This is a genomic window from Curtobacterium sp. UCD-KPL2560 (assembly GCF_001705035.1).
GTDB lineage: Bacteria > Actinomycetota > Actinomycetes > Actinomycetales > Microbacteriaceae > Curtobacterium.
Map to the genome: position 1 here is coordinate 17,437 of NZ_MCIG01000018.1, position 26,147 is coordinate 43,583.

21 protein-coding genes and 1 tRNA gene are annotated in these 26,147 nt (G+C 73.4%); 3 read left to right on the plus strand and 19 right to left on the minus strand.

All coding sequences use genetic code 11. The features are described 5' to 3' along the window. Nucleotides 1-9 precede the first annotated feature (9 nt). From BEP24_RS06700 to BEP24_RS06730, 7 genes are all read right to left on the minus strand, one after another. On the minus strand, nt 10-2,451 hold the full coding sequence (locus BEP24_RS06700; protein ID WP_065961637.1) for a DEAD/DEAH box helicase: 2,442 nt from the start codon (nt 2,449-2,451) through the stop codon (nt 10-12). Continuing rightward, nucleotides 2,451-3,203, minus strand: a complete 753-nt coding sequence (gene tatC / locus BEP24_RS06705) for a twin-arginine translocase subunit TatC (protein ID WP_065961672.1) — start codon at nt 3,201-3,203, stop codon at nt 2,451-2,453. Before tatC ends, BEP24_RS06700 begins: the two co-directional genes overlap by 1 nt. Before the next feature lie 298 nt (nt 3,204-3,501). Beyond that, nucleotides 3,502-4,473 (minus strand): WYL domain-containing protein, encoded by a 972-nt coding sequence (locus tag BEP24_RS06710; RefSeq protein WP_065961639.1) that lies wholly within the window; start codon nt 4,471-4,473, stop codon nt 3,502-3,504. Then, nucleotides 4,466-5,515, minus strand: coding sequence for a WYL domain-containing protein (locus tag BEP24_RS06715; protein ID WP_065961640.1), 1,050 nt, complete (start codon nt 5,513-5,515; stop codon nt 4,466-4,468). Before BEP24_RS06715 ends, BEP24_RS06710 begins: the two co-directional genes overlap by 8 nt. 69 nt (nt 5,516-5,584) lie before the next feature. Continuing rightward, a complete protein-coding gene (locus BEP24_RS06720) occupies nt 5,585-6,508 on the minus strand; it encodes an FKBP-type peptidyl-prolyl cis-trans isomerase (protein ID WP_065961642.1) in 924 nt (307 codons plus the stop codon). Nucleotides 6,509-6,551: 43 nt separating this feature from the next. Further along, complete coding sequence (locus BEP24_RS06725; RefSeq protein ID WP_253181615.1) at nt 6,552-7,826, minus strand: tRNA (adenine-N1)-methyltransferase; 1,275 nt, start codon at nt 7,824-7,826, stop codon at nt 6,552-6,554. Then, nucleotides 7,823-8,533, minus strand: coding sequence for an HAD family phosphatase (locus BEP24_RS06730; protein WP_253181616.1), 711 nt, complete (start codon nt 8,531-8,533; stop codon nt 7,823-7,825). The genes BEP24_RS06725 and BEP24_RS06730 overlap by 4 nt, the downstream gene beginning before the upstream one ends. Nucleotides 8,534-8,742: 209 nt before the next feature. Here BEP24_RS06730 and BEP24_RS06735 point away from each other — a divergent pair, with 209 nt between their 5' ends. Then, nucleotides 8,743-9,675 (plus strand): PAC2 family protein, encoded by a 933-nt coding sequence (locus BEP24_RS06735; RefSeq protein WP_065961678.1) that lies wholly within the window; start codon nt 8,743-8,745, stop codon nt 9,673-9,675. A gap of 158 nt (nt 9,676-9,833) precedes the next feature. On the opposite strand, the gene mshC is transcribed toward BEP24_RS06735, so the two are convergent. From mshC to BEP24_RS06750, 3 genes are all read right to left on the minus strand, one after another. Then, complete coding sequence (mshC, locus tag BEP24_RS06740; RefSeq protein ID WP_065961645.1) at nt 9,834-11,078, minus strand: cysteine--1-D-myo-inosityl 2-amino-2-deoxy-alpha-D-glucopyranoside ligase; 1,245 nt, start codon at nt 11,076-11,078, stop codon at nt 9,834-9,836. After that, nucleotides 11,075-11,905, minus strand: a complete 831-nt coding sequence (locus BEP24_RS06745; RefSeq protein ID WP_065961646.1) for an undecaprenyl-diphosphate phosphatase — start codon at nt 11,903-11,905, stop codon at nt 11,075-11,077. The genes mshC and BEP24_RS06745 overlap by 4 nt, the downstream gene beginning before the upstream one ends. A 61-nt stretch (nt 11,906-11,966) precedes the next feature. After that, complete coding sequence (locus BEP24_RS06750) at nt 11,967-13,283, minus strand: M20/M25/M40 family metallo-hydrolase (RefSeq protein WP_065961647.1); 1,317 nt, start codon at nt 13,281-13,283, stop codon at nt 11,967-11,969. Nucleotides 13,284-13,467: 184 nt separating this feature from the next. On the opposite strand from BEP24_RS06750, the gene BEP24_RS06755 reads away from it, so the two are divergent. Further along, nucleotides 13,468-13,553: transfer RNA gene (locus tag BEP24_RS06755), tRNA-Leu, on the plus strand. A gap of 255 nt (nt 13,554-13,808) precedes the next feature. On the opposite strand, the gene BEP24_RS06760 is transcribed toward BEP24_RS06755, so the two are convergent. The 8 genes from BEP24_RS06760 to BEP24_RS06795 all read right to left on the minus strand — a co-directional run bounded on the left by BEP24_RS06760 (nt 13,809) and on the right by BEP24_RS06795 (nt 23,824). Further along, nucleotides 13,809-14,522, minus strand: coding sequence for a hypothetical protein (locus tag BEP24_RS06760; RefSeq protein WP_253181617.1), 714 nt, complete (start codon nt 14,520-14,522; stop codon nt 13,809-13,811). Beyond that, complete coding sequence (locus BEP24_RS06765) at nt 14,519-15,658, minus strand: zinc-dependent alcohol dehydrogenase (RefSeq protein WP_065961650.1); 1,140 nt, start codon at nt 15,656-15,658, stop codon at nt 14,519-14,521. The genes BEP24_RS06760 and BEP24_RS06765 overlap by 4 nt, the downstream gene beginning before the upstream one ends. A 187-nt stretch (nt 15,659-15,845) precedes the next feature. Then, nucleotides 15,846-17,339: an HD domain-containing protein gene (locus BEP24_RS06770; protein WP_065961652.1), complete on the minus strand. Its 1,494-nt coding sequence runs from the start codon at nt 17,337-17,339 to the stop codon at nt 15,846-15,848. A gap of 237 nt (nt 17,340-17,576) precedes the next feature. Next, nucleotides 17,577-18,905: an FAD-dependent oxidoreductase gene (locus BEP24_RS06775; RefSeq protein ID WP_065961656.1), complete on the minus strand. Its 1,329-nt coding sequence runs from the start codon at nt 18,903-18,905 to the stop codon at nt 17,577-17,579. A gap of 192 nt (nt 18,906-19,097) precedes the next feature. Further along, the gene (locus BEP24_RS06780; protein WP_065961658.1) at nt 19,098-19,307 is read right to left on the minus strand and encodes a hypothetical protein; all 210 of its coding nucleotides are present in this window, start codon (nt 19,305-19,307) and stop codon (nt 19,098-19,100) included. 10 nt (nt 19,308-19,317) lie between these two features. Then, nucleotides 19,318-21,114 carry a DEAD/DEAH box helicase gene (locus tag BEP24_RS06785; protein WP_065961680.1) on the minus strand — a complete coding sequence of 599 codons (1,797 nt, stop codon included), beginning with the start codon at nt 21,112-21,114 and terminating at the stop codon, nt 19,318-19,320. 167 nt (nt 21,115-21,281) lie between these two features. Further along, a complete protein-coding gene (gene dinB / locus BEP24_RS06790) occupies nt 21,282-22,532 on the minus strand; it encodes a DNA polymerase IV (protein WP_065961660.1) in 1,251 nt (416 codons plus the stop codon). A gap of 134 nt (nt 22,533-22,666) precedes the next feature. Further along, entirely contained in the window at nt 22,667-23,824 is a 1,158-nt protein-coding gene (locus BEP24_RS06795) for an acyl-CoA dehydrogenase family protein (RefSeq protein WP_065961662.1), read from the minus strand. A 23-nt stretch (nt 23,825-23,847) separates the two neighbouring features. On the opposite strand from BEP24_RS06795, the gene BEP24_RS06800 reads away from it, so the two are divergent. Further along, a complete protein-coding gene (locus tag BEP24_RS06800; RefSeq protein WP_065961664.1) occupies nt 23,848-24,639 on the plus strand; it encodes an SGNH/GDSL hydrolase family protein in 792 nt (263 codons plus the stop codon). Nucleotides 24,640-24,726: 87 nt separating this feature from the next. On the opposite strand, the gene BEP24_RS06805 is transcribed toward BEP24_RS06800, so the two are convergent. Then, nucleotides 24,727-26,147, minus strand: a 1,421-nt coding sequence (locus tag BEP24_RS06805) for a serine hydrolase (RefSeq protein ID WP_366556881.1), incomplete at its 5' end; no start/stop codon positions are given.

A 26,147-nucleotide genomic window follows, 5' to 3' on the forward strand; every position in this document is an offset into this window, starting at 1 on the left:
TGCCTCCCGTCAGACCGTCGCGTACGCGACGATGCCGCGGCGCACCGCGTCCGTCGCGCGCCGCGCGGTCTGGGCGAGTTCCTCGTCGCCGGCGTTCCGGACCTGGTCGAGGAGGTCGATGACCTGCTTCGACCAGCGGACGAAGTCACCGGCGGGCATGTCGAGCGTGCGCAGGACGTCGTCGAGCGAGGTGCCCGACGCCCAGCGGAACATCCCGACCGACATCGCCGGGGTGGGCGGCTGCGAGCCGGCCAGGCGGGCGTCGCGCTCGACGTCGTCGAGCCGCGCCCAGATCGTCAGGGTCTCGTCGAGCGCCGGGCGGAACGCGCCGCGGGGCAGGGCGTGCTCGGTGCCGGGGGCGTCCTCCCTCCGGGGCTGGTAGACGATCGTCGACGCCATCGCCGCGAGCTGCGCGGGCGTGAGGTCCTTCCAGACCCCGGCCTCGAGGCACTCGGCGACGAGCAGGTCCCGCTCGCCGTAGATCCGCTGCAGGCGTCGCCCGCCCGCGGCGACCGTGGCCTCCCCGTTCCCGGTGTCGACCAGGTAGCCGAGCTGGAGCAGGACGTCGGTGACGCGGTCGAACGTCGTCGCGACGGCACCCGTGCGCGACCGGATCTGCTGCACGAGCTTGTCGTGCGAGCGCTTGAGCTTGTACCAGCGCTCGGCCCAGCGGGCGTGCGCCTCGCGGTCCGGGCAGGCGTGGCAGGGGTGGCGCTGCATCTGGCGACGCACCTCGGTGATCGCGGCCTGGCGCTCCTGCTTCGCGCCGTGCGACGCCTCGCGGCCGCCCGGCACGTTGGTGCGTTCGAGGTCCGACAGGCGTCGGCGCAGGGCGGCGTACTCGGTGAAGTCGCCGAGGTGGCACTGCATGGCCTGCTGGTAGCCGTCGAGCGACTCCTGCTGCGACCGGACCTTGCGCGCGAGGTCGACGACCGAACGGTCGGCCTGGAACTGCGCGAACGACGTCTCGAGGACCTCGCGCGTGCGCTGCCGGCCGAACTGGTCGATGAGGTTGACGGCCATGTTGTACGTCGGCCTGAACGACGAGTTCAGCGGGTAGGTGCGACGGCTCGCGAGCGACGCCACGGCCTGCGGGTCGAGGCCGTCCGACCACTGGATGACCGAGTGCCCCTCGACGTCGATCCCGCGGCGCCCGGCACGACCGGTGAGCTGCGTGTACTCCCCCGGCGTGATCGGCACGCGGGCCTCGCCGTTGAACTTCTCGAGCTTCTCGAGGACGACGGTGCGCGCGGGCATGTTCACGCCGAGCGCCAGGGTCTCGGTCGCGAACACGACCTTGAGGAGCTTGCGGCGGAACAGGTCCTCGACGACCTCCTTGAACGCCGGCAGGAGCCCGGCGTGGTGGGCGGCGACGCCCCGCTCGAGGCCCTCGAGCCACTCCCAGTACCCGAGGACGGCGAGGTCCTCGTCGAGCAGCGTGCGGCAGTGGTACTCCGCGGTCTCGCGGATCTCGTTGCGCTCCTGCGCCGTCGTGAACGACACCCCGGACCGCAGGACCTGGCGGACGCCCTGGTCGCAGCCGTTCCGGCTGAACACGAAGAAGATCGCGGGCAGCAGCATCCGCTCGTCGAGCACGCGGGCGATCTGCTCGCGGAACATCTTCTCGGTGCGTGGACCCCGGCGCTCCGGGTACCCGCCGCGGCCGCGTCGCCCGCGCTGACCGCCTCCGTGCCGCTCGCTGCGCGTCGCTCCCCCGACCATGCGGAGCAGCTCGGGGTTGACGCGGTTCGTCGCCGCCGCACCGCTCGAGTCGAACAGGTCGACCATCTTCGACCCGACGAGCACGTGCTGCTCGAGCGGGACCGGACGCTCCTCGGACACGATGACGTCGGTGTCGCCGCGGACGGTCTGCAGCCAGTCGCCGAACTCCTCGGCGTTCGAGACGGTCGCGCTGAGCGAGACGAGTCGGACCTCGGTCGGCAGGTGCAGGATCACCTCTTCCCACACCGCGCCGCGGAACCTGTCGGCGAGGTAGTGGACCTCGTCGAGCACGACCCACGCGAGGTCGTCGAGGAGGTCGGACCCGGCGTAGATCATGTTCCGGAGCACCTCGGTCGTCATCACGACGACACGCGCCCGCGGGTTCACGTTGGTGTCACCGGTGAGGAGCCCGACCTCGGACTCGCCGTAGGCCTGCACGAGCTCGGCGTACTTCTGGTTGCTCAGCGCCTTCATCGGCGTCGTGTAGAAGACCTTCGCGGTGGGCTGCCGCATCGCCAGCCAGATGGCGAACTCGGCGACGATGGTCTTGCCCGCGCCGGTGGGCGCCGCCACCAGCACGCTCCGGCCCTGGTCGAGGGCGTCGCACGCGGCGGTCTGGAACGGGTCGAGGTCGAACCGCAGGTCGGTGCGGAACAACTCGAGGTTGCGTGAGCGGCTGCGGGACTTCGCGGCGGCGAACCGTTCGGCGGGACTCAGCTGGATGGACATCAGGCTCCGTACTCCGCGTCGAGCTTCGCCTGGCGCTTCGCGACGCGGCGGTCGTGCAGCCAGGTGATCGCACACGCGGCCACGTACAGCACGACCATCGGCACCGCGAGCAGGAACATCGAGACGACGTCGGCCGACGGGGTCACGATCGCGCAGAACACGAGGATGCAGAGGATCGCCACGCGCCAGGACTTGATGATCGACGCGGCGGACAGCACGCCGACGAAGTTGAGCAGGACGAGGAAGACCGGCAGCACGAACGCGATGCCGACCGCGACGATCAGCTTGATGACGAAGTCGTAGTACGCCTTGGCGTCGACGATCGACGTGTCCGACGACGACACGAAGCTGCCGAGGATGCCGACCACGTGCGGCAGGATGTACCACCCGAACCAGCAGCCGGCGAAGAACAGCGGGATCGCGGTGCCGAGGAACCCGAACACGTACTGCTTCTCGCGTCGCACGAGTGCGGGGACGATGAACGCCCACAGCTGGTACAGCCAGACCGGGCTCGAGATCACGATGCCGATCGTGATCGCGATCTGCAGCTTGAGGTCGAACGCACCCGTGATCATCGGGAAGTTCAGCTCGGCGGTGTGGCCGCCGACCTTCGCCAGCTGCGTGACCGGGGCGCGGAGCGCGTCGAGCACGAACGGGGTGAGGAACCAGCCGCCGATCGCGCACACGGCGACCGCGACGACGGCCTTGAACAGGCGGTTGCGCAGCTCGATGAGGTGCTGCCCGAGCGACATGCGACCCTCGGTGTCCTTCTTCGGACGCCCGGGCCGCTTCGCCTGCCCGCTCGCGGTCGTCGAAGCCATGGACCGATCCTACGGGACGGGGACCGACACCACGGCCGCGGCCGGGCGGACGCCCAGGGGGCGTCGAGGCGGACGGGAGGCGCGGTGCGGGGCCGCCACGGRCCTCCCGTCCAGGACGCGCGGACGGGAGGCGCGTGGCGGGCCCGGCACGCGCCTCCCGTCCGGCTGCGGGTCCGGTCCGGAGCGCGGGCCGCGGGCCGTCGCCCCGCGGCGCCGACAGGGTCGGCCGCTACTCGGCGGCGAGGGCCGCCTCGGCGAACGCGCGCACCGCCGCGCGCGCGGCGGGCGGGTGGATGACGACCGCGCGACCCGGCAAACCGGCCACGAGCCGGACCACGCCGTCGAAGCCGTTCGAGGCCGCGAGCCGGATGCGCACCCGGCCGTCGGCGTCCTCGTCGTCCGCGGTGTCGGCGAGGAAGTCGGCGACCAGGGGCAGGGACGAGCAGTCGAGCTCGACCGTGACGATGACGTCCTGGCTCGACTGCTGGAACAGCGTGTCGGGCAGCGTGACGTCGGCGAGCGACTTCTCGGCCGCGCGCTCGTCGACCCGGACGTCGGACATGCGGTCGAAGCGGAACGTGCGGATCGCCTGGCGGTCGAGGTCCCAGGCGCGGAGGTACCAGTCGGTGTCGATCGACTCGACGCGCAGCGGGTCCACGTGGCGGGTGCCGCCGCGGGTGCGCGGGCCGGCGTACTCGAACGTCAGGCCGCGGCAGTCCGACATCGCGCGGCGCACGGTCGCGAGGGTCGCGTCGTGCAGGTCCTGCCCGACGGCGACGTTGGACGCCGCTCCGCCGGCACCGCGGGAGAGCTTGGCCATCAGGGCGTGGATCGCGTCGCGGTCGGCCGCCTCGGGCAGGGCGGACAGGTACTGCAGACCGGCGATGAGCGCCGACGCCTCGCGTGCCGAGAGCCGGGGCGCGTCGTCGATCGCGACGAGGTTCGTCAGGACGATCATGTCGTTCTGCTCGAAGTCGTCCCACGCGATGTCGAACAGGTCGCCGTGCTGGTACTGCATCGTCTCGCCGGGGACGCCCGAGACCGCGATGAGCTCGACCGCGCGGCGGATGCGCTGCTCGGGGACACCGAAGTGCCGCGCGGCCTCGCGCACCGAGACGCGTTCGTGGTCGATGAGGTACGGGACGAGGACGAGCAGGAACGCGAGCTTGTCCTGCGCCTGCAGCGGGTGCTGGTCAGCCACGGTCGTCTCCCCCGGTGGTGTCGGCGGTGCCGGCTGCGTCGGTGTGGTCGGCGACCAGTGCCCGGAGCCGGGCGACCACGCGCTCGCGCAGGGCGGCGGGTTCGAGGACGCGGACCTCGGGGCCGAAGGCGGCGAGTTCCTCGGCGAGGATGTGCGGGTCGACGTGGTGCACGAGCAGGACGCCCTCGCCGTCGACCTCGGTCCCGCGGCGCCGTCGGAGTCGCCGTTCGGCGTCCGAGCCGGGCGCGACGGCGATGCGGGCCGTGCGCTCCGACCAGATGCGGTCGAGTTCCGCGAGGGCGCGCTCCCCCGCCCCGGCCGGCGCGGGGTGCTGACCGGCGTGGTGGGCGGTGACCGGTCCGACGATGCGCGAGAGCAGGTAGTTCTTGACGCTGTCGGTCGCGAACTCGTGGGCCGCGAGCATCCAGCGGCCGCCGTGCTGCACGAGCGCGAGCGGTGCGACGTCGCGCTGCCGGGGCTCGTGCTCGCCCGGGGTGATGTAGTCGAAGCGGACCGCAGCGGCCCGGTCGAGCGCCGATCGCAGCGGCTCGAAGGCCGTGTCACGCGTGCGGAGGCGCGGGGCGTACGCGGCGGTGCCGAGCGGACCGGCCGGGTTCTCGTCGGCGCCGGCGGAGCGGACCTTGAGCAGGGCACGGCGGGAGTCGGCGGACAGCGCGCCCTCACGCCACGCCATCGCGGCCAGGGAGAGCAGCGCGGACTCGTCGGGCGTGAACCGGACGTCGAGCGGCAGATCGTACTCGCCCTTGGGGATCCGGTAGCGCAGCGTCTGGTTGTTGCCGGCTGCACCGGGGGTCTCGATCGTCTCGAGCGGGATGCCGAGTTCGCGGACGTCGTCCTTGTCGCGCTCGAACTGCCGCTCGAGCGAGGCGTTGTCGCCGCCGGGGGTGAACCGCTGCCGGTAGCCCTGGACGTTGGCCAAGATCTCGGCCTTCGTCAGCCCCGACTCGGTCGAGAGCAGTGCCAGCACGAGGCTGAAGAGCCGCTCCTCGGCGGGCACGCGGGGAGCTCGGGTCGCTGGCACGAGCCCGATCCTACGGCAGCGCGGGTGCACCGGAGTGCACCCGCGCTGCCGTCGGTGGAGGGCTGTCGGTCAGCCGGCGATCCGGCCGACGATGTCGATCACGTAGACCGCGGGACCACTCTGCTGGTGCACGACCGCGAGCACCTGGTCGCCCACGTGGTGGTCGACGATGGCATCCCGGACGCCGTCCGCGAGCTGGCCCTTCGCGAGCGGCAGGGTGAGCGGGCCGTCGCCGTCGGACCAGTTGGAGCTGAGGACCGTCGAGGTCCCGCCGCCCTGCGGCCACGACACCGCGGTGTACTTCAGCACCACGGTGTCGCGCTCGGTGAGCTCGGCGCCGGACCCCTTGCGGAGCAGGTGCTGCTGGTCGTTCGCGGGCGCGCTCCAGGACGGGATCGTGATGCCGGGCTGGCCGGACGGCGCGAGCACGACCGCGGGCATCCCGTCGCCCGCGAGCTGCGGGGTCCCGGTGGCACGCGAGTCGAAGGCGCGCTCGACGTCGATCACGAGGACGACGGCGTCGTCGCTGCGACGCGACTCGCTGCCGGTGGCCCCGCCCTGCGTGAGGGAGCTCTTCGGGATCGCGACCGCGAGCCGGTCACCCACGTGCGCGCACTCGACGGCCTTGCCGAGTGGGCCGGACTTCGCGGCGCCGGCGACGATCGGCTCCGAGGGGCCGGTGTAGCCGCTCGACTGCACGGCCTTGCCGGTGGCGCCGTCGACGAGCGTGTAGTCGAGGACGACCGGGGTGCCCGCCTCGACCTGGCGTCCCTCGCCCGAGCGGAGCACCGAGACCTGCGTGCCGGTCGTCGTGAGGCCGGCGGGAACCGAGACCTTCGGCTCCTTGCCGAACGCGCCGGATGCGCTCACGGCGCGCGATGCGGCACCCGGCGTCGCGCAGTCGGAGGCGGCGGTGCCGGCTCCGCTCGCGGCGCAGCCGGTGAGGGAGGCTGCGAGGCCGATGGTGACCAGGAGTGCGGGGATGGTGCGCACGGACCCTCTTTCCGTTCGATGCAGGACGGGCACGGTGCGTAGCCTACCGGTCGCCCTCGTCGGTCCCGGCTCCGTCCGAGGCCTCGGCGGCGGCGACCTTGCGGGCCTGCGCGGCGGCCTGGCGGGCGACCTTGCGCAGCTTCTTGTCGCTCGCGGAGCGCTCCCCCACGGCGCCGGGGGTCCAGGCCTCGACGTCCTCGTCCGAGAACTCCGTCTTGCCTGCGCGACGCTTCAGGTTGGGCAGCACGACGCCGTCGGCGAGTCGTCGGGCGGTGACGAGGAAGCCGGTGTGGCCGACCATCCGGTGGTCGGGGCGGACGGCGAGGCCCTCGACGTGCCAGGTGCGCACGAGGGTCTCGCTCGACTGCGGATCGGTGAAGCGTCCGGTGTCACGGAGCGCCTCGGCCGTGCGGGACAGCTGCGTGACGGTCGCGACGTAGCAGACGATGAGCCCACCGGGAACGAGGGCGTCGGCTGCGGCGTCGACGCACTCCCACGGCGCGAGCATGTCGAGCACGACGCGGTCGATGCTCTGCGGCTCGGTGGCCTCGGGCAGCGCCTCGACGAGGTCGCCGACCGTGACCGACCAGTTGTCCGGGACGGCACCGAGGAACGTGCCGACGTTGCCCTGGGCGATCGCGGCGAACTCGGCGCGGCGCTCGAACGACTGCAGGCGGCCGGTCGGTCCGATCGCGCGCAGCAGGAACAGCGACAGCGCGCCGGAGCCCACGCCGGCCTCGACCACGCGAGCGCCGGGGAACACGTCGGCGAAGGCCACGATCTGGGCGGCGTCCTTCGGGTAGACGATCGCGGCGCCGCGCGGCATCGACATGACGTAGTCGTTGAGCAGCGGTCGGAGCGCGAGGTACTCGTCCCCGGTGCTCGCGCGGATGACGGAGCCGTCCGGCTGCCCGATGACGTCGTCGTGCCGCAGGACGCCGCGGTGGGTGTGGTACTCGCCTGCGGTCTCGAGCGACAGGGTCGTGAGCTTGCCCTTCGGCCCGGTCAGCTGCACGCGGTCGCCCGCGCGGAACGGTCCGCGGGGCGGGGTGTGCGGGGCGCCGCCGGCAGTGTGCGGCAGGTCGGCCGGGACCGGGGCTGCCGGCTGCGCGGCGAACGGCTGCGCGTCGGTCTCCGGCAGCGCGGCGGTCTCGTGCACCGCGTCGACGGCGCCGTCCGTGTCGTCGGTGGTCGGGTGCTGGTCGCTCATGGTCTGCTCGTCCGTCGTCGGGTCGGTGCCGGTGGTGGGCTCGGTGCCCGTGGCGGGCTCGGTGCCGGTGGTGGTCCGGCCGCCCGGTGTCGGGGCCCCGGTCGTCATCGTGCGACCGCCGCGGCGCGCGCGGTGAGCGCCGGGCCGGTCAGCTCGGCGAGCCGGTCGACGTCGACCCCCTGCAGCGTGGTGAGGTGCACGTCGCCGCCGTCGATCTCGGAGAGCGGCACGATGTGCTCGACGGCGACGGTGACCGCACCCGACGCGACGGCCGCGGCGACACCGGTGGCCGAGTCCTCGATCGCGACGCACGCGGTCGGCTCGACGCCGAGCTGCGCGGCGGCGGCCAGGTAGGCGTCCGGGTAGGGCTTCGGCCGGTCCACGTCGTCCCCGGCCACGACGACCCGGAAGCCGCGGGCACCGAAGGCCTCGGCGGCGACGCGGGCCATCTTGCGGCGGGACATCGTCACGAGCGCGGTCGGCACCCCGCGGTCGTGCAGCTCCTCGACGAGCTCGCGTGCGCCGGGACGCCACGGGAGCTCACCGGCGAGCAGGTGCTCCATCACGTAGTCGGTCATCCACTGGACGATCTCCTCGACCTCCATGTCGACGCCCTTGTCGCGGAGGATCTCACCGGAGCGCTCGAGGCCGCTGCCGACGAGCGACAGCCCGTCCTCGTGCGTCCACTCGGCGCCGTACCGGGCGGTCAGCTCGACCTGGGACCGCTGCCAGATCGGCTCGGTGTCGATGATCGTGCCGTCCATGTCCCACAGCACGGCTGCGGGCAGGACTCGGTCGGGGTGCTGGGCGGTCACGGGCGACGAGTCTAGCGGGCGGGGTTCCGCTGCACGCGGACGCCGGGACGGGCCGACCGGCGTCGGGCCTATCCTTGGGTACCCGTACCGCGTCGGTGTCCGCACCGTCGCGGCACGACCACCGCGACGGTCCCGGCACCGCCGCAGCACCCGTACCGTGTCCGGCCGCGCGCGTCCCGCGCGTGCCCGCTCCGACCCAGGAGGCCCCCGTGCCACAGCACTCCCCCTTCAGCGACGGACGACTGCTCGTCGTCGCGTTCGAGGGCTGGAACGACGCCGGAGAGGCGGCCAGCGGCCTCGCGCGACGGATCGTCGACGCGATGGGCCTCGAGGAGCTGCGCGAGTTCGACGGCGAGCGGTACGTGGACTACCAGTTCAACCGCCCTGAGGTCGGCACCGCCGAGGACGGTTCCCGCGAGATCACCTGGCCGCGCATCGTCCTGCACGGCCCGGGCCCGGACGCCGCCGCCCGACGCGTCGTCTCCGCGACCGGCACCGAGATCGACCGCGACGTCTTCGTCCTCGTCGGCCCCGAGCCCTCGCGCACCTGGCGGAGCTTCTGCGCCGAGGTGGTCGACCTGGTCGACGTGCACGCCATCGACGCCGTCGTCTTCGTCGGCGCGATGCTCGCGGACGTCCCGCACACCCGACCGATCTCGGTGTTCGTGTCGAGCGACGACGCCGCGGTCCGGACGGCGCTCGACGTCGACCGCTCGACGTACGAGGGTCCGACCGGCATCCTCGGCGTGCTCGCCGACGCGGTGCACCGGGCCGGGATCACGACGCTGTCCCTCTGGGCGTCGGTGCCGCACTACGTGCACAACTCGCCCTCACCGAAGGCCACGCTCTCGCTGCTCGACAAGATCGAGGAGCTCACCGACGTGACCGTTCCGCGCGGCAGCCTGCTCGACGAGGCCACCGAGTGGGAGGAGGGCATCGACGCCCTCGCCGCCGACGACGAGGACATGGCCAGCTACATCGGCCAGCTCGAGCAGGCGCGCGACACGGTCGACTCCCCCGAGGCCTCGGGCGACGCGATCGCGCAGGAGTTCGAGCAGTACCTCCGCCGACGCGAGCGCAAGGACGGCAAGGACGGCGGCACGGCGGGTGGCGGGTTCCGTCCGCCGCAGCCGCCGCAGTAGACGCACCCACGACACGGACGGGAGGCGCGGTGCCGGCTGGCACCGCGCCTCCCGTCCGTCGTGGGGTCGCGTCCCGCGTGCGTCCGGCCGCGCACCCCGGCGCACGCCGTGCGCACCCGCGCACGGGCGGCCCGGTGCGCTGCGCGCCCGTCCCCGGGTCAGCCCAGGCGGATGCCGAGGAGCGCGTCGACGAGGTCGACGAGCTCGGGCGTCACCGCGGTGCCGCCCGCGATCGCGGTGTCCACGGCGGCGACCGCACCCGGGGTGTCCAGGTCGTCGGCCACGCGCGCGCGGATCCGCGCCACCACGTCGGCGGCGTCGTCCGCGTGCCCGGCCGGCGCACCACCGGCCCACGCGTCCCAGGTCGCGAGGCGTGCCGTGGCGCTCGACAGCTCGCCGTCGAACCACTCCCAGTCGTCCGAGTACCGGTGCGACAGGAGCGCGAGGCGGATCGCGCGCGGGTCGGCGCCGTCGTCGAGCAGCCCGCGCACGGTGACGAGGTTGCCGAGCGACTTCGAGATCTTCTCGCCCTGGTAGGCGATCATCCCGGTGTGCACGAAGGCGTTCGCGAGCGGCTGGTGCGCGAGTGCAGCCGCGTGTCCGGCGCTCATCTCGTGGTGCGGGAAGACCAGGTCACTGCCACCGCCCTGCACGCTGATCGGCAGGCCGAGGCGGTCGCCGGCGATGACACTGCACTCGATGTGCCAGCCGGGGCGGCCGGGACCGACGACGGTGTCCCAGCTCGGCTCCCCCTCGCGGGCTGCGCGCCAGAGCAGCGGGTCGAGCGGGTCGCGCTTGCCGGGGCGGTCGGGGTCGCCGCCGCGCTGGGCCGACAGGGTGGCCATGGTCTCGCGGTCGAGCCGGCTCTCGTCGCCGAGGGACCAAGCCTCGGTCGGGCGGTTCACGTCGAAGTACAGGTCGTCGCCCGCGGCGTCGGCGGTGGGGACCTCGTAGGCGTAGCCGGTCTCCTGCAGGAACGCGACGGCCTCGGCGACGCGGTCGACCTCGTCCGTCACGGCGACGTACTCGTCCGGCGGCAGGACGCGGAGTGCCTCCATGTCGCGGCGGAACAGGTCGATCTGCGAGGCGGCGAGCTCGCGCCAGTCGACGCCGTCGCGTGCGGCGCGTTCGAGCAGCGGGTCGTCGACGTCGGTCGTGTTCTGGGCGTACTCGACCTCGAGCCCGGCGTCGCGCCATGCGCGGCCGAGCGTGTCGAACGTCAGGTAGGTCGCGGCGTGCCCGAGGTGGGTCGCGTCGTACGGCGTGATGCCGCAGACGTACAGCGCCGCGCGGTCGTCACCGTGCGTCGGGTCCACCGGGTGCCCGGACGCCGTGTCGTGCACGACGGGACGAGGGCCCTCCCCGGGGACGTCGGGGACGGACGGGGCCTCCCAGGCCCTCACGGCTGGACCACTCCGAGCGACAGCAACACGATGAGCACGATACCGAGTGCGATCCGGTAGACCACGAAGGGCATGAAGCTGCGCTTGCTGATGTAGTTCATGAACGCCCCGATCACGACGAAGCCGACCACGAAGGCGACGACCGTGGCGATGAGCGTGTCGGCGAGTCCGAACGGCGCGCCGGTGTCGCCCAGGCTCGTGACAGCCTCGTAGAACCCGGAGAGGAAGACCGCCGGGACGGCGAGCAGGAAGGCGAACCGGGCGGCCGCCGGGCGGGTGTACCCGAGGGCGAGACCCATCGACACCGTGGCGCCCGACCGCGAGACGCCGGGGACGAGGGCGAGCATCTGCGCGACGCCGATGAGCAGGCCGTTGCGGAAGGTCATCTGCTCGATCGGCTTGACCTTGCGGCCGACCACGTCGAGGACGCCCAGGACCACACCGAACACGATGAGGACCACCGCGACGATCCAGAGCGACCGGAAGGTGGTCTCGATCGCGTCCTTGAGCACGAGTCCCGCGACGCCGATCGGGATCGTGCCGAGGATCACCAGCCACCCGAGCCGGACGTCCGGGTCGCCCTTCGGCACGTCGCGGCGGAACACCGAGCGGAACCACCGACCGATGATCCGGGTGATGTCCGTCCAGAAGTAGATGAGCACCGCGGTCTCGGTGCCGAGCTGCGTGACGGCGGTGAACGCGGCACCGGGGTCCTCCGCGTCGGGCAGGAACAGGCCCACGATGCGCAGGTGCGCGCTCGAGGACACGGGCAGGAACTCGGTGAGCCCCTGCACGAAGCCGAGGAAGATCGCCTCGAGGATGTGCATCGTGCGGGCCTTTCAGGGGTCGGCAGGCAGGACGGTGCCGCGGTGGCGACCCGGCAATGTATCAGTACGTGGCGAGCAGGTCCCCGAGGACGCGCCGCCCGAAGGCCAGGGCGTCGAGGGGCACGCGCTCGTCGACGCCGTGGAACATCGCCGGGAAGTCGACCCCGGCCGGCAACTGCAGCGGTACGAAGCCGTAGCCGGCGATGCCGAGTGTCGACAGCGCCTTGTTGTCGGTCCCGCCCGAGAGCAGGTACGGCAGCACGGGGGCGCCCGGGTCGTGCCGCTCGAGCACGTCCCGCACGGCGTCGACGAGCGGTCCGCCGAAGTCCTGCTCGAGGCCGACGTCGCGGAACTCGGTGACGACCTCGACGTCGTCGCCGGCGAGCTCCCGCACGCGGGCGAGCACCGTCTCCTCGTCGCCCGGCAGGCAGCGGATGTCGACGAGCGCCTCGGCACGGTCCGGGATCACGTTGTGCTTGTACCCGGCCGTGAGCACCGTCGGGTTCGAGGTGGTGTGCAGGGCCGCGTGGATGAACCGCGACGCCGAGCCGGTGGCGAGCGCGACCTCGTCCGGTCCGGTGACGGCCGGGTCGACCCCGAGGAACCGGGCGATCTCGGCCACCATCGCGTCGGTGGTCGCGGACAGCCGGACGGGCCACTCCTCGCTGCCGATCCGGGCGACCGCCGCGGCGACCTTCGTGACGGCGTTGTCCCGGATCACGTGCGAGCCGTGGGCGGCGGTGCCGGTCGCGACGAGCTTGACCCACATGAGGGCCTTCTCTCCGGTCTGCAGCAGGTAGGCGCGCCGGTCGCCGAGGGTGATCGAGTAGCCGCCGACCTCGCTGATGGCCGCGGTCGCGCCGGCGAAGACCTCGGGGTGGTGCTCGACGACGTGGTGCGAGCCGAGCACGCCGCCGGCCTCCTCGTCGGCGAAGTACGCGATCACGAGGTCGCGCTCGGGAGCACCCTGCCGGGCGACGACGTCCCCGAGGGCGGTGAGCATCATCGCGTCCATGTTCTTCATGTCGACCGCGCCGCGCCCCCACAGCGAGCCGTCACGGACCTCGCCGCCGAAGGGGTCGACCGACCAGTTCGCCGGGTCCGCCGGAACGACGTCGAGGTGCCCGTGGACGACGAGTGCCGGCTTCGAGCGGTCACGGCCCGGGACCCGGGCGACGACGCTCACGCGGTCGGGTTCGGACTCGAACAGCTGCGGCTCGAGCCCGAGGGCGCGCAGTTCGGCCTCGACGTAGTGGGCCGCCTCGGTCTCGCCGCGGGACTTGCCCCCGCCCCAGTTCGTCGTGTCGATGCGGATGAGGTCACGGGCGATCGCCGCGGTGGCCTCGAGGTCCTGCTCGGTCGCCCGGGAGTCGCTCATGCGCCCACGCTACCGGGCGTCGGTCCGGTCCCGGGGCTGTCGTGCACGGGTGTGACGCGGGAGGACGCGCCCGGGATGTACAGCCGTGTTCATCGGGCGTTCAGAGCCGTGCTAGTGTCTTCTCTCGGCAGGAACGCCGGGGAAACAGCCCGGTGAGACGGCCTGCACGACAGCAGTACCACCTGTCCGGGTGGCGGAATTGGTAGACGCGCTAGCTTGAGGTGCTAGTGCCCGTATTAGGGCGTAGGGGTTCAAGTCCCCTCTCGGACACAGCAAGGACGAAGGCCCCGCAGCTCAGGCTGCGGGGCTTTCGTCGTTCTCGGGGTCGTTCCGGTGGGTGAGGCGGGGCGGGCGTGCTGTTCGTGCGACAACTCCGACGTCGAACGACAGCGGCGTTGACGCCTGTCCCACGACGAGCGGCGCGAGTTCGGCGCGCGCGACATCTCCGACGTCGAACGACAGCGGCGATGTCGCATCCGCCGCGCGCTCGCCCTCGCGCGCCGCCCACCGCCCGTGCGCTCGTGCTCAGCGACGCCGGAGCCGCCGGACGAGCAGCACCACGCCGCCGAGCGCCGCGAACCACCCCCAGTTCGCCACCACGGGGTCGAGCAGCCCGTGCCGCCAGTCCCGCCGCGACGACCCGGCACGCGATGCCACCGGGTGGTGGCGCAGCTCCGCCCGCACGCCGGTCTCGTGCACGACCCGGTCCGGCCGTCCACGCAGGGCGTCCGTGACCCGGTGCGTCGCCACGTCGATCCGGTCACCCAGGACGAGCAGCATCCAGTGCGCGAGCCGTCCCTCGCTGAACCGCCGGTAGGCGTAGCGCCGCACCACCCCGGCCGGCCCGGACAGCGGCTGTGCGGTGCCGAAGACCGGCGTGACGTGGGCGTGCTCGATCGAGCGCTCCCGGCCCTCACCGCCGGGCTGCTGGTCGGGCAGGTCCCAGTGCGCGCCCGAGGTGGCCCCGACCTCGCGGGACAGCTTCGGCACCGAGGGACGGTCCTCCAGGTCGAGGTCGCTCCCCCAGCCCGGGATGCGCTCCCGGAGCTCGGCCGCCGACGGCACCCGTCGGGGCGGGTCCGCGACGTACGGCGTGTGGTCGAGCGCTCCGGGCGGCACGGCGTCCACCCCGGCACCCGCCCGCCGGGCCGCGACGGCGTCTCCCGGCGCCGCTCCGCCCGGCACGTCCGCATCGCCGGCACCGCCGGGCACGGCGTCCCCGCCCTCCACGGCGCTCACGGGACGATCACCGTCTTGATGCAGCCGTCGAGCTTCGCCGAGAACAGGTGGTACGCCTCGTCGATGTGCTCGAGCGGGATCCGGTGCGTGATGATCTCGCTCGGCGTGAGGTGGCCCGCCTGGATGTGCTCGAGCAGCCGCGGCCACTGCCGCTTCACGGGTGCCTGGTTCATGTGGATCGTCACGCCCTTGTTCATCGCGTCCCCGAACTTGACCGCGTTCGGGATCGGGCCGTAGGCGCCCATCGCGGACACGGTGCCGCCCTTCCGGACGCCGTCGATCGCCCAGTTGAGGGCGACCGGCGAGCCGCCCTGCAGCTTCAGCTTCGCCGAGGTCACGTGCTGCAGGAAGTTGCCGTCCGCCTCGGCACCGACGGCGTCGATCACGCTGTCGGCACCCAGGTAGTCCGTCTGCTTCTTCATCTCGACCACGACGTCGTCGACCTCGGCGAAGTTGATCGTCTCGGCGTGGGCGAACGTCCGCGCCTTCTCGAGGCGGTACTCGAACTGGTCGACGACGATCACGCGGCCAGCGCCCATGAACCACGCCGACTTCGCCGCGTACAGGCCGACCGGCCCGGCGCCGAGCACGACGACGGTGTCGCCCTGCCGGATCGATGCGAGCTGCGCCCCGAAGTACCCGGTGCCGAGCGCGTCCGTCATCATCAGGGCGTCGTCGGGGTCGAGCCACTCGGGGATCACCTGCGGCCCCACGTCGGCGAACGGCACGCGGACCCGTTCGGCCTGCCCGCCGTCGTACCCACCCGTCGTGTGCGAGTACCCGAAGATGCCGCCGACCGCGGTCGCGTTCGGGTTCACGTTGTGGCAGTTCGTGTACAGACCGCGGGCGCAGAACCAGCAGCTCCCACAGGACACGTGGAACGGGACCATCACCCGGTCGCCGACGTCCAGGCTGCGGACCGACGGCCCGACCTGCTCGACGACCCCGATGAACTCGTGGCCGAACGTGTGACCGACCCTCGTGTCCGGCATCATGCCGTGGTACAGGTGCAGGTCGGACCCGCAGATCGCCGCCCGCTCGACACGGACGATCGCGTCGTTCGGGTGCTCGATCCGCGGGTCGGGCTTCTCCTCGACACGGACCCGGTAGGGCCCGCGGTACGTCATGGCGCGCATGCGCGCTCCTCTCGCTCGTGCGGCCCACGCTCGTGGCCGGCGCGTGGGAGCCGGTCCAGGACCGCGTGCAACGACCAAACGCCGTCCGCGCGGCACGTGCCCGCCAGCGGATCGCGCGGCGACCGGACGACGGACGGGAGGCCCGGTGCGGGCCCGCCCCGTGCCTCCCGTCCGTCCCCGGTCGCCGTCAGCGCTCGGCGATGTGCGCGGCCAGCCACCCGCGGGCGCCGTCGACGTCGTCGAAGACGCCGTCGTCCTGCGCGGCCGTCGCCGCGTCGAGCACCGTCCGGAACGCGGGCCCCGGAGCGAGCCCGGCGTCGAGCAGGTCCCGCCCGGTGAGCAGCGGCGTGCGGCGTCCGAGGACCGCGTCGCTCGTCAGCACCCGGAGCCACCGCGCGACGGGGTCCGGCAGCCTCGTGCTCGACGTGCTCGACGTGCTCGTGCCGACGCCCTGCGGGACGCCGCAGGCGCTCCCACGCCCGTGCACGTCGGCCGCGCAGACCCGCGCCCACGCGTCGACGTCGGCCCGCGTCCCACCGAGGCGACGGAGCAGGCGACGCGCCGCCGGCACCGTCGGGGCGGCCCCGCCGGTCGAGTGCGGCACCATGTGCTCGCGGACGATCCGGGCGATGCGCTCGGTGACGGACCGCGGTGCCCCGACGCGACGGAGCAGCGCGCGGGCCGCCTCGGCACCGGTGACCTCGTGGCCGAGGCTCCGGATCCGCCGTCGCCCGTCCTCGTCGACGACCTGCGTCCCGTCGCCGGCCTTGCCGAGGTCGTGCAGGACCGCGCCGAGCACGGCGACCACGCGGTCCTCGCCGGTGACCCCGTCGGCGGTGCAGGCACGAGCGGCAGCGTCGCCCGCGAGCCCGAGGTGGACGTGCACCGGACCCTCGGGGTGCCAGGACGGGTCCTGCGGGACGTCCCGGACCGCCGCGAGCTCGGGCAGGTGCCGCTCCCAGTCGACCGCGTGCAGGACCTCGAGCGCCGCTGCGACGTGGTCGCCGGACGCGAGCCGGCGGAGCTCCGGCCAGACCCGGTCGGGTGCGATCTCGGTCCAGCGGTCGCTCGTGCGCCGCGCGAGGGCGACCGTGTCGGGGTGCACGACGAAGCCGTACCGCGCGACCAGCTGCACCGCGCGGAGCACCCGGAGCGGGTCCTCGACGAACCGGTTTGACGTGTGCCGGAGGACACCGGACCGGACGTCCTCGAGGCCGCCGTGCGCGTCGAGCAGGACGTCCTCGTGCGGGTCCCACGCGACAGCGTCGACCGTGAAGTCGCGGCGTGCCGAGGCGTCCCGGAAGCCCGTGTCGGGCTCGAGTGCAGCGGGGACGACCGCGACGTCGACCTGGGAACCGTCGAGCGCGACCTTGCACACCTCGAACCGGGCTCCGGCGCGGACGACGGATGCGCCGACCTCCCGGAGCGCCGCGACGACCCGGTCGACGCCGTGCCCCGTGTGGAGCTCCACGTCGAGGTCCCCGGCGGCCGTCCCCGGCACCGGACGTCCGGCCTCGCGGAGCAGGGCGTCGCGGACGGTCCCGCCCACGACGAGCGGGCGGCCGAGCGGGTGCAGGGCGTCGAGCACGGTCCGTGCGCCGGGCATCGACGCGATCGTGCGGTGCAGGTGGTCCGGTGCGGGGCGACGGACGACGGGCGTGGTGGGCGGTTCGGGGTTCACGTGGACACCTCCGGGACCTCGGCCGCGCGCGGCGAGGGAGTCAGTCTGCCGCACGCGCGCGCCGTGCGCGACCCGACGCGCGCCGGGCCCGGACCGGTCCGCGCGTGGCACCGCCCGACCCGGCCCCGGCCCGGCGGGCGAGCACGGACGGACGGGAGGCGCGGTGCCGACCGGCACCGCGCCTCCCGTCCGTCGTCCGGTCGCGTCCACGGGACGCGACCAGCAGGGGGTCCTGCGTCAGCTCTTCGAGGCCTCGACGAAGGTGCGACGCGGGTCGGTCTCCTTGATGAGCGAGGTCGCGTCGCGGCCCGAGACCGCGCCCGTGACCCAGCCGATCACGATGCGGACCTTGCGGTTCAGCGTCGGCATCGCGTACACGTGGTACGCGCGGTGGGCGAGCCACGCGAACAGGTTCGTCATCTTGACGCCCTTGATGTTCGCGGCACCCTTCGCGACACCGTACGAGGCGACGGTGCCGATCGACGGGTGGCGGTACTCCTCGAGCGGCTTGCCGGTGATCGTGGCGACCACGTTGTCGGCGGCGACGACGGCCTGACGGACGGCGTTCTGCGCGTTCGGCGGGTAGTAGGCCGGCTGCTTCTCGGCGGTCAGGTCGGGGACCTGGGCGACGTCACCGAGACCCCAGACGCCCGGGACGACCTCGTGGGTGTCCTCGGCCTCGACCTGGAGCTTGGCGTTCGCGGCGAGGTGGCCCTTCGGACCGCGCGGCAGGTCGGTCGCGTCGAGGAGCGGGTTCGGCTTGACGCCGGCCGTCCAGACGAGCAGGCCGGTCGCGAACTCGTCGCCGTCGGACAGCTTGACGACGCCGCCCTCGCAGCTCGGCATGGTGGTCTTCAGTCGCACGTCGATGCCGCGGGCACGGAGCGACTCGAGCGTCCACTTGGACAGCTCCGGGCCGACCTCGGGCGCGACGCGGTCGAGCGCGTCGATGAGGACCCAGCGCGGCTGCTCGCCGGCGAGCGACGGGTACGTCTTGATGGCGGCCTGGGACACGTCGAAGAGCTCACCGATCGCCTCGACGCCGGTGTAGCCGCCGCCGACGAAGATGCTCGTGAGCAGCCGGCGACGCTCGTCCTCGTCGCGGGTGGCAGCCGCCTTGGCGATGTTGTCGAGGAGCTTGGCGCGCACGTAGGCGGCCTCCTCCACGGTCTTGAAGCCGACGCCGACCTCGTCGAGGCCCGGGGTCGGGAAGGTACGGGTGACCGAGCCGAGCGCGACGACGAGCTGGTCGTAGCCGAGCGTGCGGTCGTCGCCGCCGGCGGTGGCGATCGAGACGGTCTTGTCCTTCGACGAGATCCCGGTGACCTTGCCCTGGATGACGCGGGTCTTCTTCAGCGCGCGACGCAGCTCGAAGGTGACGTCCTTCGGCGCGATGTGGCCGCCGGCGACCTCGGGCAGGAACGGCAGGTACGTGTAGTACGTGTTCTGGTCCACCAGCGTGATGCGCATCGGCACGGTCGCGGCGTGCTTCTGCAGCTGCTTGACCGTGGTGTAGCCGGCGGAGCCGCCGCCGAGGACGAGGACGTGGGGGATGGAGTCTGCCATGGGTCCGGTCTACCGGAAGAACCCTGGTCGCGTCACCCAGCCGCGCCGCACCGTCCGCCGAGCGTCGGCCGATCCGCGCCGCACCGTCCGCCGAGCGTCGGCCGATCCGCGCCGCACCGTCCGCCGAGCGTCGGCGGATCCGGGCGGTGCCCTCCGTCACGCGTCGGCGTGATCGGACCCTGCCGGTGCCGGTCAGCGCCGCAGCGGGCGGTCCTGGAGCCGCCACCACGCCGTCTCGGCGAGCTCGACGCCGGTGTACACGCCGTGCGGGGTGCGCCGGGCCTCGGTGAGCGAGAACCGCCGCAGCCGGTAGCCGCCGCCGAACCGGTCGATGATCGCCTCGGGCGACGACTCCGGCGTGCGACGGACCAGCCAGGTGCGGTCGTCGACGGGGTCGATCACGCGCGGACGCTCACCGTCGGTTGCCGATGCGGGAGCGCAGCACGTCGATGCGCTTCTGGATCTGCTCGATGCTCGCCTGCGCGACGGCCGGTCCCCCGCTGATGCGACGGAGCTCGGCGTGGATCGCGCCGTGCGGCTCGTTCGCGTGCCGGGACCAGATCGACACGAGCCGCGCGAGCTCGGTGCGCTGCTCCTTGAGCGTCTGGTACATGGGGCGGTCGGGGGCGGGCTGCTGCTTCGGCATGCCGTCCTTGGCGGTCCGGCCGCGGGAGCGCTTCGCCTGGGTGGCCTGTCGTGCCCGGAGCAGGTCGCGCACCTGGTCGGGTTCGAGCAGCCCCGGGATCCCGATGAAGTCGAGTTCCTCGAGCGAGCCGACCTCGCCGCCGGTCCCGAACTCGCCGCCGTCGTAGAGGACGCGGTCGAACGACGCCTGCGAGTCGAGCGCCTGGAACGGCTGCACCTCGAGGAGGCTCTCGGAGGCGCGGTCCTCCTTGTTGGCCTCGGCGACCATGGCGTCCTCGGGGTTGTACATCCCGTCGTCGGCGTCCTTGGGACGGTCGAGGGCGTGGTCGCGCTCGAGCTCGAGGGTCGCCGCCAGTGCCATGAGGTTCGGCACGCTCGGCAGGAACACGCTCGCGGTCTCGCCGCGGCGTCGGGCGCGCACGAAGCGGCCGATCACCTGGGCGAAGAACAGCGGGGTGCTCGCGCTCGTGGCGTACACGCCGACGCAGAGCCGCGGGACGTCGACGCCCTCGGACACCATCCGGACCGCGACCATCCACCGCGAGGTGTCCTCGGCGAAGGCCTGGATCCGGCTCGAGCCGGCGGCCTCGTCGGAGAGCACCACGGTCGGCCGCTCCCCCGTGATCTGCTGCAGGATCCGGGCGTAGGCGCGCGCGGTGGTGGTGTCGGTGGCGATGACCAGACCGCCGGCGTCGGGGACCCCGCGGCGGACCTCGGTGAGGCGCTTGTCGGCGGCCGACAGCACCGCGGGCATCCACTCGCCGTCGGGCGACAGCGCCGTGCGCCAGGCCTGCGCGGTGATGTCCTTCGTCACCTGCTCGCCGAGGGACGCCGACATCTCGTCGCCCATCCGGGTCTTCCAGCGCATCTGCCCGGCGTACGCCATGAACAGCACCGGCCGGACCACGCCGTCCTTGAGCGCGCGGCCGTAGCCGTAGTTGTAGTCGGAGACCGAGGTGCGGATGCCCTGCTCGTCGGGCGCGTACTGCACGAACGGGATCGGCGCGGTGTCGGAGCGGAACGGGGTCCCGGACAGCGACAGGCGGCGTGTGGCCTTGGTGAACGCCTCGCGGATGCCGTCGCCCCACGTGAGCGCGTCGCCGCCGTGGTGGACCTCGTCGAGGATCACGAGCGTGCGGCCGCCCTCGGTGATCCGCTGGTGCACCTCGGGGTTCATGCCGACCTGCGCGTAGGTGATCGCGACGCCCTGGTAGTGGCGCCCGTACATGCCGTCGCCGTTCTTGAACATCGGGTCGAGCCGGATGCCCACGCGGTCGGCGGAGTCCGCCCACTGCCGCTTGAGGTGCTCGGTCGGCGCGACGACGATGATCCGGTCGATCGTGCCGCGGGCGAGGAGCTCGGTCGCGAGCCGGAGCGCGAAGGTGGTCTTGCCGGCGCCCGGGGTCGCGGCCGCGAGGAAGTCCCGCGGCTCCTTCTCGAAGTACTTCGTGAGGGCCTCGACCTGCCAGGCGCGGAGCTTCGACGCCGTTCCCCACGCAGCACGCTCGGGGAAGGCCGGGGACAGGTGCTCGGCCGCCGCGTTGCCCGCGTTCTCGGCCTGCACGACGGCTTCCTCGTGCGGCCGGACGACCGTGTCGGCGGTGCCGTCGGCCTGCTCGGTGGGACCGTTCGCCGGACGGCCCTCGGCGCTCTCGGGGGTGTCGCCCCACAGCGTCGCGGGCTGCTGCTGGTGCTGGTGTTCCGCTGCGCTCACTCCGGGAGATCCTACCGTCACGCCGGGTCCTGTCGGGCGTGCGGCGGCCGCTGCTCGGGCGTGCCGCGGACGAGCGACGCGGGCCGCAGCACGCCGGCGCCGAACCGCGCGGCGACCGCGTCGACGGTCGTCTCGGTGTCCCGCCACGGCGCGTCGTCGTCCCACAGTGCGTTGCTCGCGGCCGCCGGCACGAGGTTCTCGCCGCGGACCCCGATGAGCCGGATCCGGTTGCCCGGACGGTGCAGGACGTCGTACAGCTCGACCGCCTCGTGGTGCAGGCGCTTCGCCACGTCGGTGGGCTCGGCGAGCGTGCGCGACCGGGTCAGCGTGCTGAAGTCGGTGTAGCGGACCTTGAGGGCGACGGTGCGGGCCTGGACCTCGGCTCGGCGCAGGCGCACGGCCACCTTGTCGGCCAGGCGGAGCAGTTCGCGTGCGACGTCGTCGCGCTCGGTGAGGTCGCGGCCGAACGTGACCTCGTGCCCGATCGACTTCTCGCTCACGCCCGTGTCGACCACGCGCGGGTCCCGGCCCCAGGACAGGTCGTGCAGGCGCTGCCCGCCGGCCGGACCGAGGGCGGCGACGAGCGACGCCAGTGGGGTGTGTGCGAGGTCGCCGACGGTGCGGATGCCGCGGCGCTCGAGCTTCTCCTGGGTGGTGCCGCCGACGCCCCACAGCGCCGACACCGGTTGCGGGTGCAGGAACGCGACCGTGTGCTCGGCCGGCACGACGAGGAGCCCGTCCGGCTTCGCCCGGCTCGACGCGAGCTTGGCGACGAACTTCGTGGACGCGGCGCCGACCGAGCAGTGCAGTCCGGTCTCGCGGAGGACGGCGGCGCGGATCGCGGTGCCGATCTGCCACGGCGTGCCGTACAGGCGCATGGCCCCGGCGACGTCGAGGAACGCCTCGTCGATGCCGAGCTTCTCGACCCGGGGCGTGAACTCGCCGAACACGCGCATCACCGCGGCGGACTTGGCCGTGTACTTCTCGAAGTGGGGTTCGACGATGACCGCGTTCGGGCAACGACGCTTGGCGACGGCCATCGGCATCGCGGAGTTCACGCCGTACTTCCGGGCCTCGTACGTCGCGGCGGTGACGACGGACCGGTCGGAGTCGTGGCCGACGATGACGGGCAGACCGCGGAGGTCGGGGCGGTCGAGCAGCTCGACGGAGGCGAAGAACGCGTCCATGTCGACGTGCAGCACCGTCGCCGTCACGTCGTCGACCGGTCGGTCCGAGACCAACCGGTTGCGTCCGTCCTGCTTGCTCACCCGCCGATGATGCCACGGGCCGCCGACACCGCCCGTCCGCCGACGAGCGACACGGGCGCGACGCCGGGTCCGCCGCCGGTCAGCACGCCCGCGCCGCCTGCCGGTCGCCGGCGCGTCGCCGGACGGCGGGCCCGCTACGGCAGCGGCCCCAGCTCGGCCGCCGCGATCGTCCGGGCTGCCGAGTCGCGCGTCGACGGGTGGTACTGGCCGGCGCGGACGTCACGGGCGAGCCGCGACAACTCCGACGTCGCCGCGTACGCGGAGCCGCCGACCACGCGCATCGCCTCGTCCACGACGTGCCGCGCCGCGTCGACCGTCCGCGCCTTCGTCCCGACGAGCAGCGGGAACCACCGCGCGCCGAGGTCGTCGCCGTCGTCCACCGACCGTGCGAGCGACCCGACCTGCAGCGCGACCGCGTCGACGGCACCGCGCATGTCGGCGACCGCCCGACGGACGTCCGGGTCCTGCGACCGCGCGACGCCGTCCCGGCCACGTCGACCGGACACCGCCGCGACCGCCAGCTCGACCGCCCGGGACGCGACGCCGACGTACACCGCGGCGACGAGCAGCTCGAACGCGGCGAAGATCCCGAAGACGAGCGGGTCGCGTGTCGGACCCACGGGCAGCGACCGCACGATGCGCTCGGCCGGGACGTGCACGCCGAGCAGTCGGGTCGTGCGGCTCTGCGTCGCGCGCATGCCGAGCGTGTCCCAGTCGTCCACGTGCTCGACGTCGCCGTCCGAGCGGAGCACGAACCCGTGCACGAGCCGCGGCTCGGGACCGGTGGTGTCCTTGCCGAAGACGCTCAGCACGTCCCAGGCCGGTGCGAGGGACGTGGACACCTTCGTGCCGGTGAAGCGGTACCCGCCGTCGCCGTCCGGCTCCGCCGTCGTCGACGAGTCGAACAGGACGGCGTCGTTGCCGGGTTCGCTCACCCCGAACGCGAGCAGGTGGTCGTCCGCCGCGTGGTCGGTGACGGTCTGGAGGAACGTCCCGCCCCGCGCGGACACGCTGCGGGCCGCCTGCACCCACACCTGGTGCATCCCGAGCCCGAGCGCGGTCGCCGGCGCCGCCTGCGCGAGGCGCTGCTGGAGCGCGACGGTCGCGGCGAGGCCGAGGCCCGAGCCGCCCTGCTCGACGGGCACACCGATCCGGAGCCACCCGGCGGCGCGGAGCTCGTCGAGGTCCTCGGTGCAGAACGTGTTCTCGGCGTCGTACCGCGGGGCCCGCTCGGCGATCCGCGCGAGCAGGTCGTCCGGCAGGGTCCAGCCCGGCGAGGTGGCCTTCGTCATGGCACGAGACTACGGTCGCACCTGTGTCAGATCGTCATCCGTGGTCCAGGTACGTCGCGATCGGTGACTCGTTCACCGAGGGGATCGGCGACCCCGACCCCACCGCCCGGGGCGGCCACCGCGGGTGGGCGGACCGCGTCGCCGAGGTGCTCGCCGCCCGGACCGACGACTTCGCCTACGCGAACCTCGCGGTCCGCGGGCGGCTCCTCGGACAGATCGTCGACGAGCAGGTGGAGCCGGCCCTCGCGCTCCGCCCGGACCTCGTCACGGTGTCGGCGGGGGGCAACGACATCATCCGCCCCGGTTCGGACCCGGACGAGCTCGCCGAGCGGTTCGACCGCATGGTCGAGCGGCTCCGGAGCGGCGGGGCGACCGTGGTGCTCTTCACCGGCCCGGACGTCGGCATGACGCCGGTCCTCGGCATGGTCCGGGGCAAGACGGCGGTCTACAACGAGAACCTGCACGCGATCGCGCTGAAGCACGGCGCACACGTGGCCGACATGTGGGCGCTCCGGGTGCTCCGGGACCCGCGGATGTGGGCGCCGGACCGACTGCACCACTCCCCGACCGGCCACGCGACGGTCGCGGCCGCCGTGCTCGACACCCTCGGCGTCGAGCACGGGCTGGCACCGTCCACGCCGGAGCCGCTCGAGGCCCGGCCGTGGCGCGAGGCCCGCGTCGAGGACCTCGGCTGGGCACGCGAGTACCTCGTGCCGTGGGTCGTGCGCCGGATCCGGCACACGTCCTCCGGCGACGGGATCAGCGCCAAGCGTCCCGAGCTGCAGCCCGTCGACCGGCGCTCCACGACCCCGTAGGCACGATCCGGCACGCGCTGCCGTGAGCGCGGCCGCGCGGGCGCCGTCGGCGCGGCCGGGTGGCAACCGACGCCGCTCCGGCCCCCGTCAGTCGGCGGGGCGGCGGAGCGTCAGCGGTCCGTCGTGCAGCGGCTGCGTCGCCCACACCGAGGTGGCGGTCCCGGCCGCGACGTCGAGGCGCACGTGCAGCAGGTGCGGCGTCTCGACGAACCGCACGTCCAGCTGCACCGCCCCGTCGGCGTCGACCGCGGCACTCGCGGCGAGCGGGCCCTCGACCCGCCACTCCCCCACGCCGACCGGTGCGGACAGGATGCCGCCGTCGACGTCGAGCGTGACCCGCCAGCCGTCGGCGTCCGCCGCGAGGCGGACCCCGTCCACCACGCCGGTCGCGTCGCACGAGCCGGCCGCGTCGTCGGTCGGCGCCGACCCCGCGACGGGAGGCAGCCCCAGGGCGGCGAGCCGCGCCTCCAGGCCGTCGTCCGCCGTCGTGTCGCGCGCCGCGTCGTCAGCCGCCGCGTCGTCCACCGGGGCGATCGCCGGCAGGAGGTGTGCCCACGCCGCGTCGAGGACGGCCTGCATGTCCAGGCTCTGCCCGGTGAGTGCGAGGACGACGTCCTGCTCCGGTAGGACCACGCAGAACTGCCCGTACGCGCCGTCGCCGCGGAAGCCGTGGCGCGCCATCCAGAACTGGAAGCCGTAGCCCTGGCTCCAGTCGGGGTTCGCCTCGTCCGGGTTCGCGACCTGCGCGCTCGTCGCGGCGTCGACCCAGTCCTCGTCGAGGATGCGCTGCCCGTCCCACACGCCGCGCTGCAGGTACAGCTGTCCGAGCGCCGCGACGGCCGAGGTCGGCGCGTGGCAGCCGCTGAAGCCGAGCTCGGCGCCGGTCTCGTCGCGCTTCCACGCCAGGTCGTCGATCCCGAGCGGGTCGAGGAGCCGCGGGCGGAGCCAGTCCACGAGGGACCCGCCGGTGACCCGCCGGACGATCGCTGCGAGCGTGTAGGTGCAGGGCTGGTTGTAGGCGAAGACGGTGCCGGGCTCCTCGTCCGGCGGGGTGAGCAGGAAGCCCCGGACCAGGTCGTGCGGGTCGGCGGCGCGGGCCCGGTCGAGGGTCTCCTCGCGGTGCCCGGACGCCATCGCGAGGAGGTGCCGCACGCGGATCCGTCGACTGCGGTCGTCGGTGACGTCGGCGTCGAGCTCCGGGAAGTACGACAGGACCGTGGCGTCGAGGTCGACCAGGCCCTCGCGGACGGCGATCCCGACGCCGGCGGCGGTGAAGCTCTTGCTGAGCGAGTAGAGCAGGTGCACGCGCTCCGGGGCGTACGGGGCCCACCAGCCCTGCGCGGCGAGCTGCCCGTGGCGGAGCAGCACGATGCTGTGCGGCTCCACGTCGGGCGTCGACTCGAGGGCGTCGAGGAACGCGGACACCCCGCGCGCGTCGATGCCGAGGGCGGACGGGGTGGACCGGGGGAACGTCGTCGTCACGCTGCCGACCCTACGCGAGCACGGGG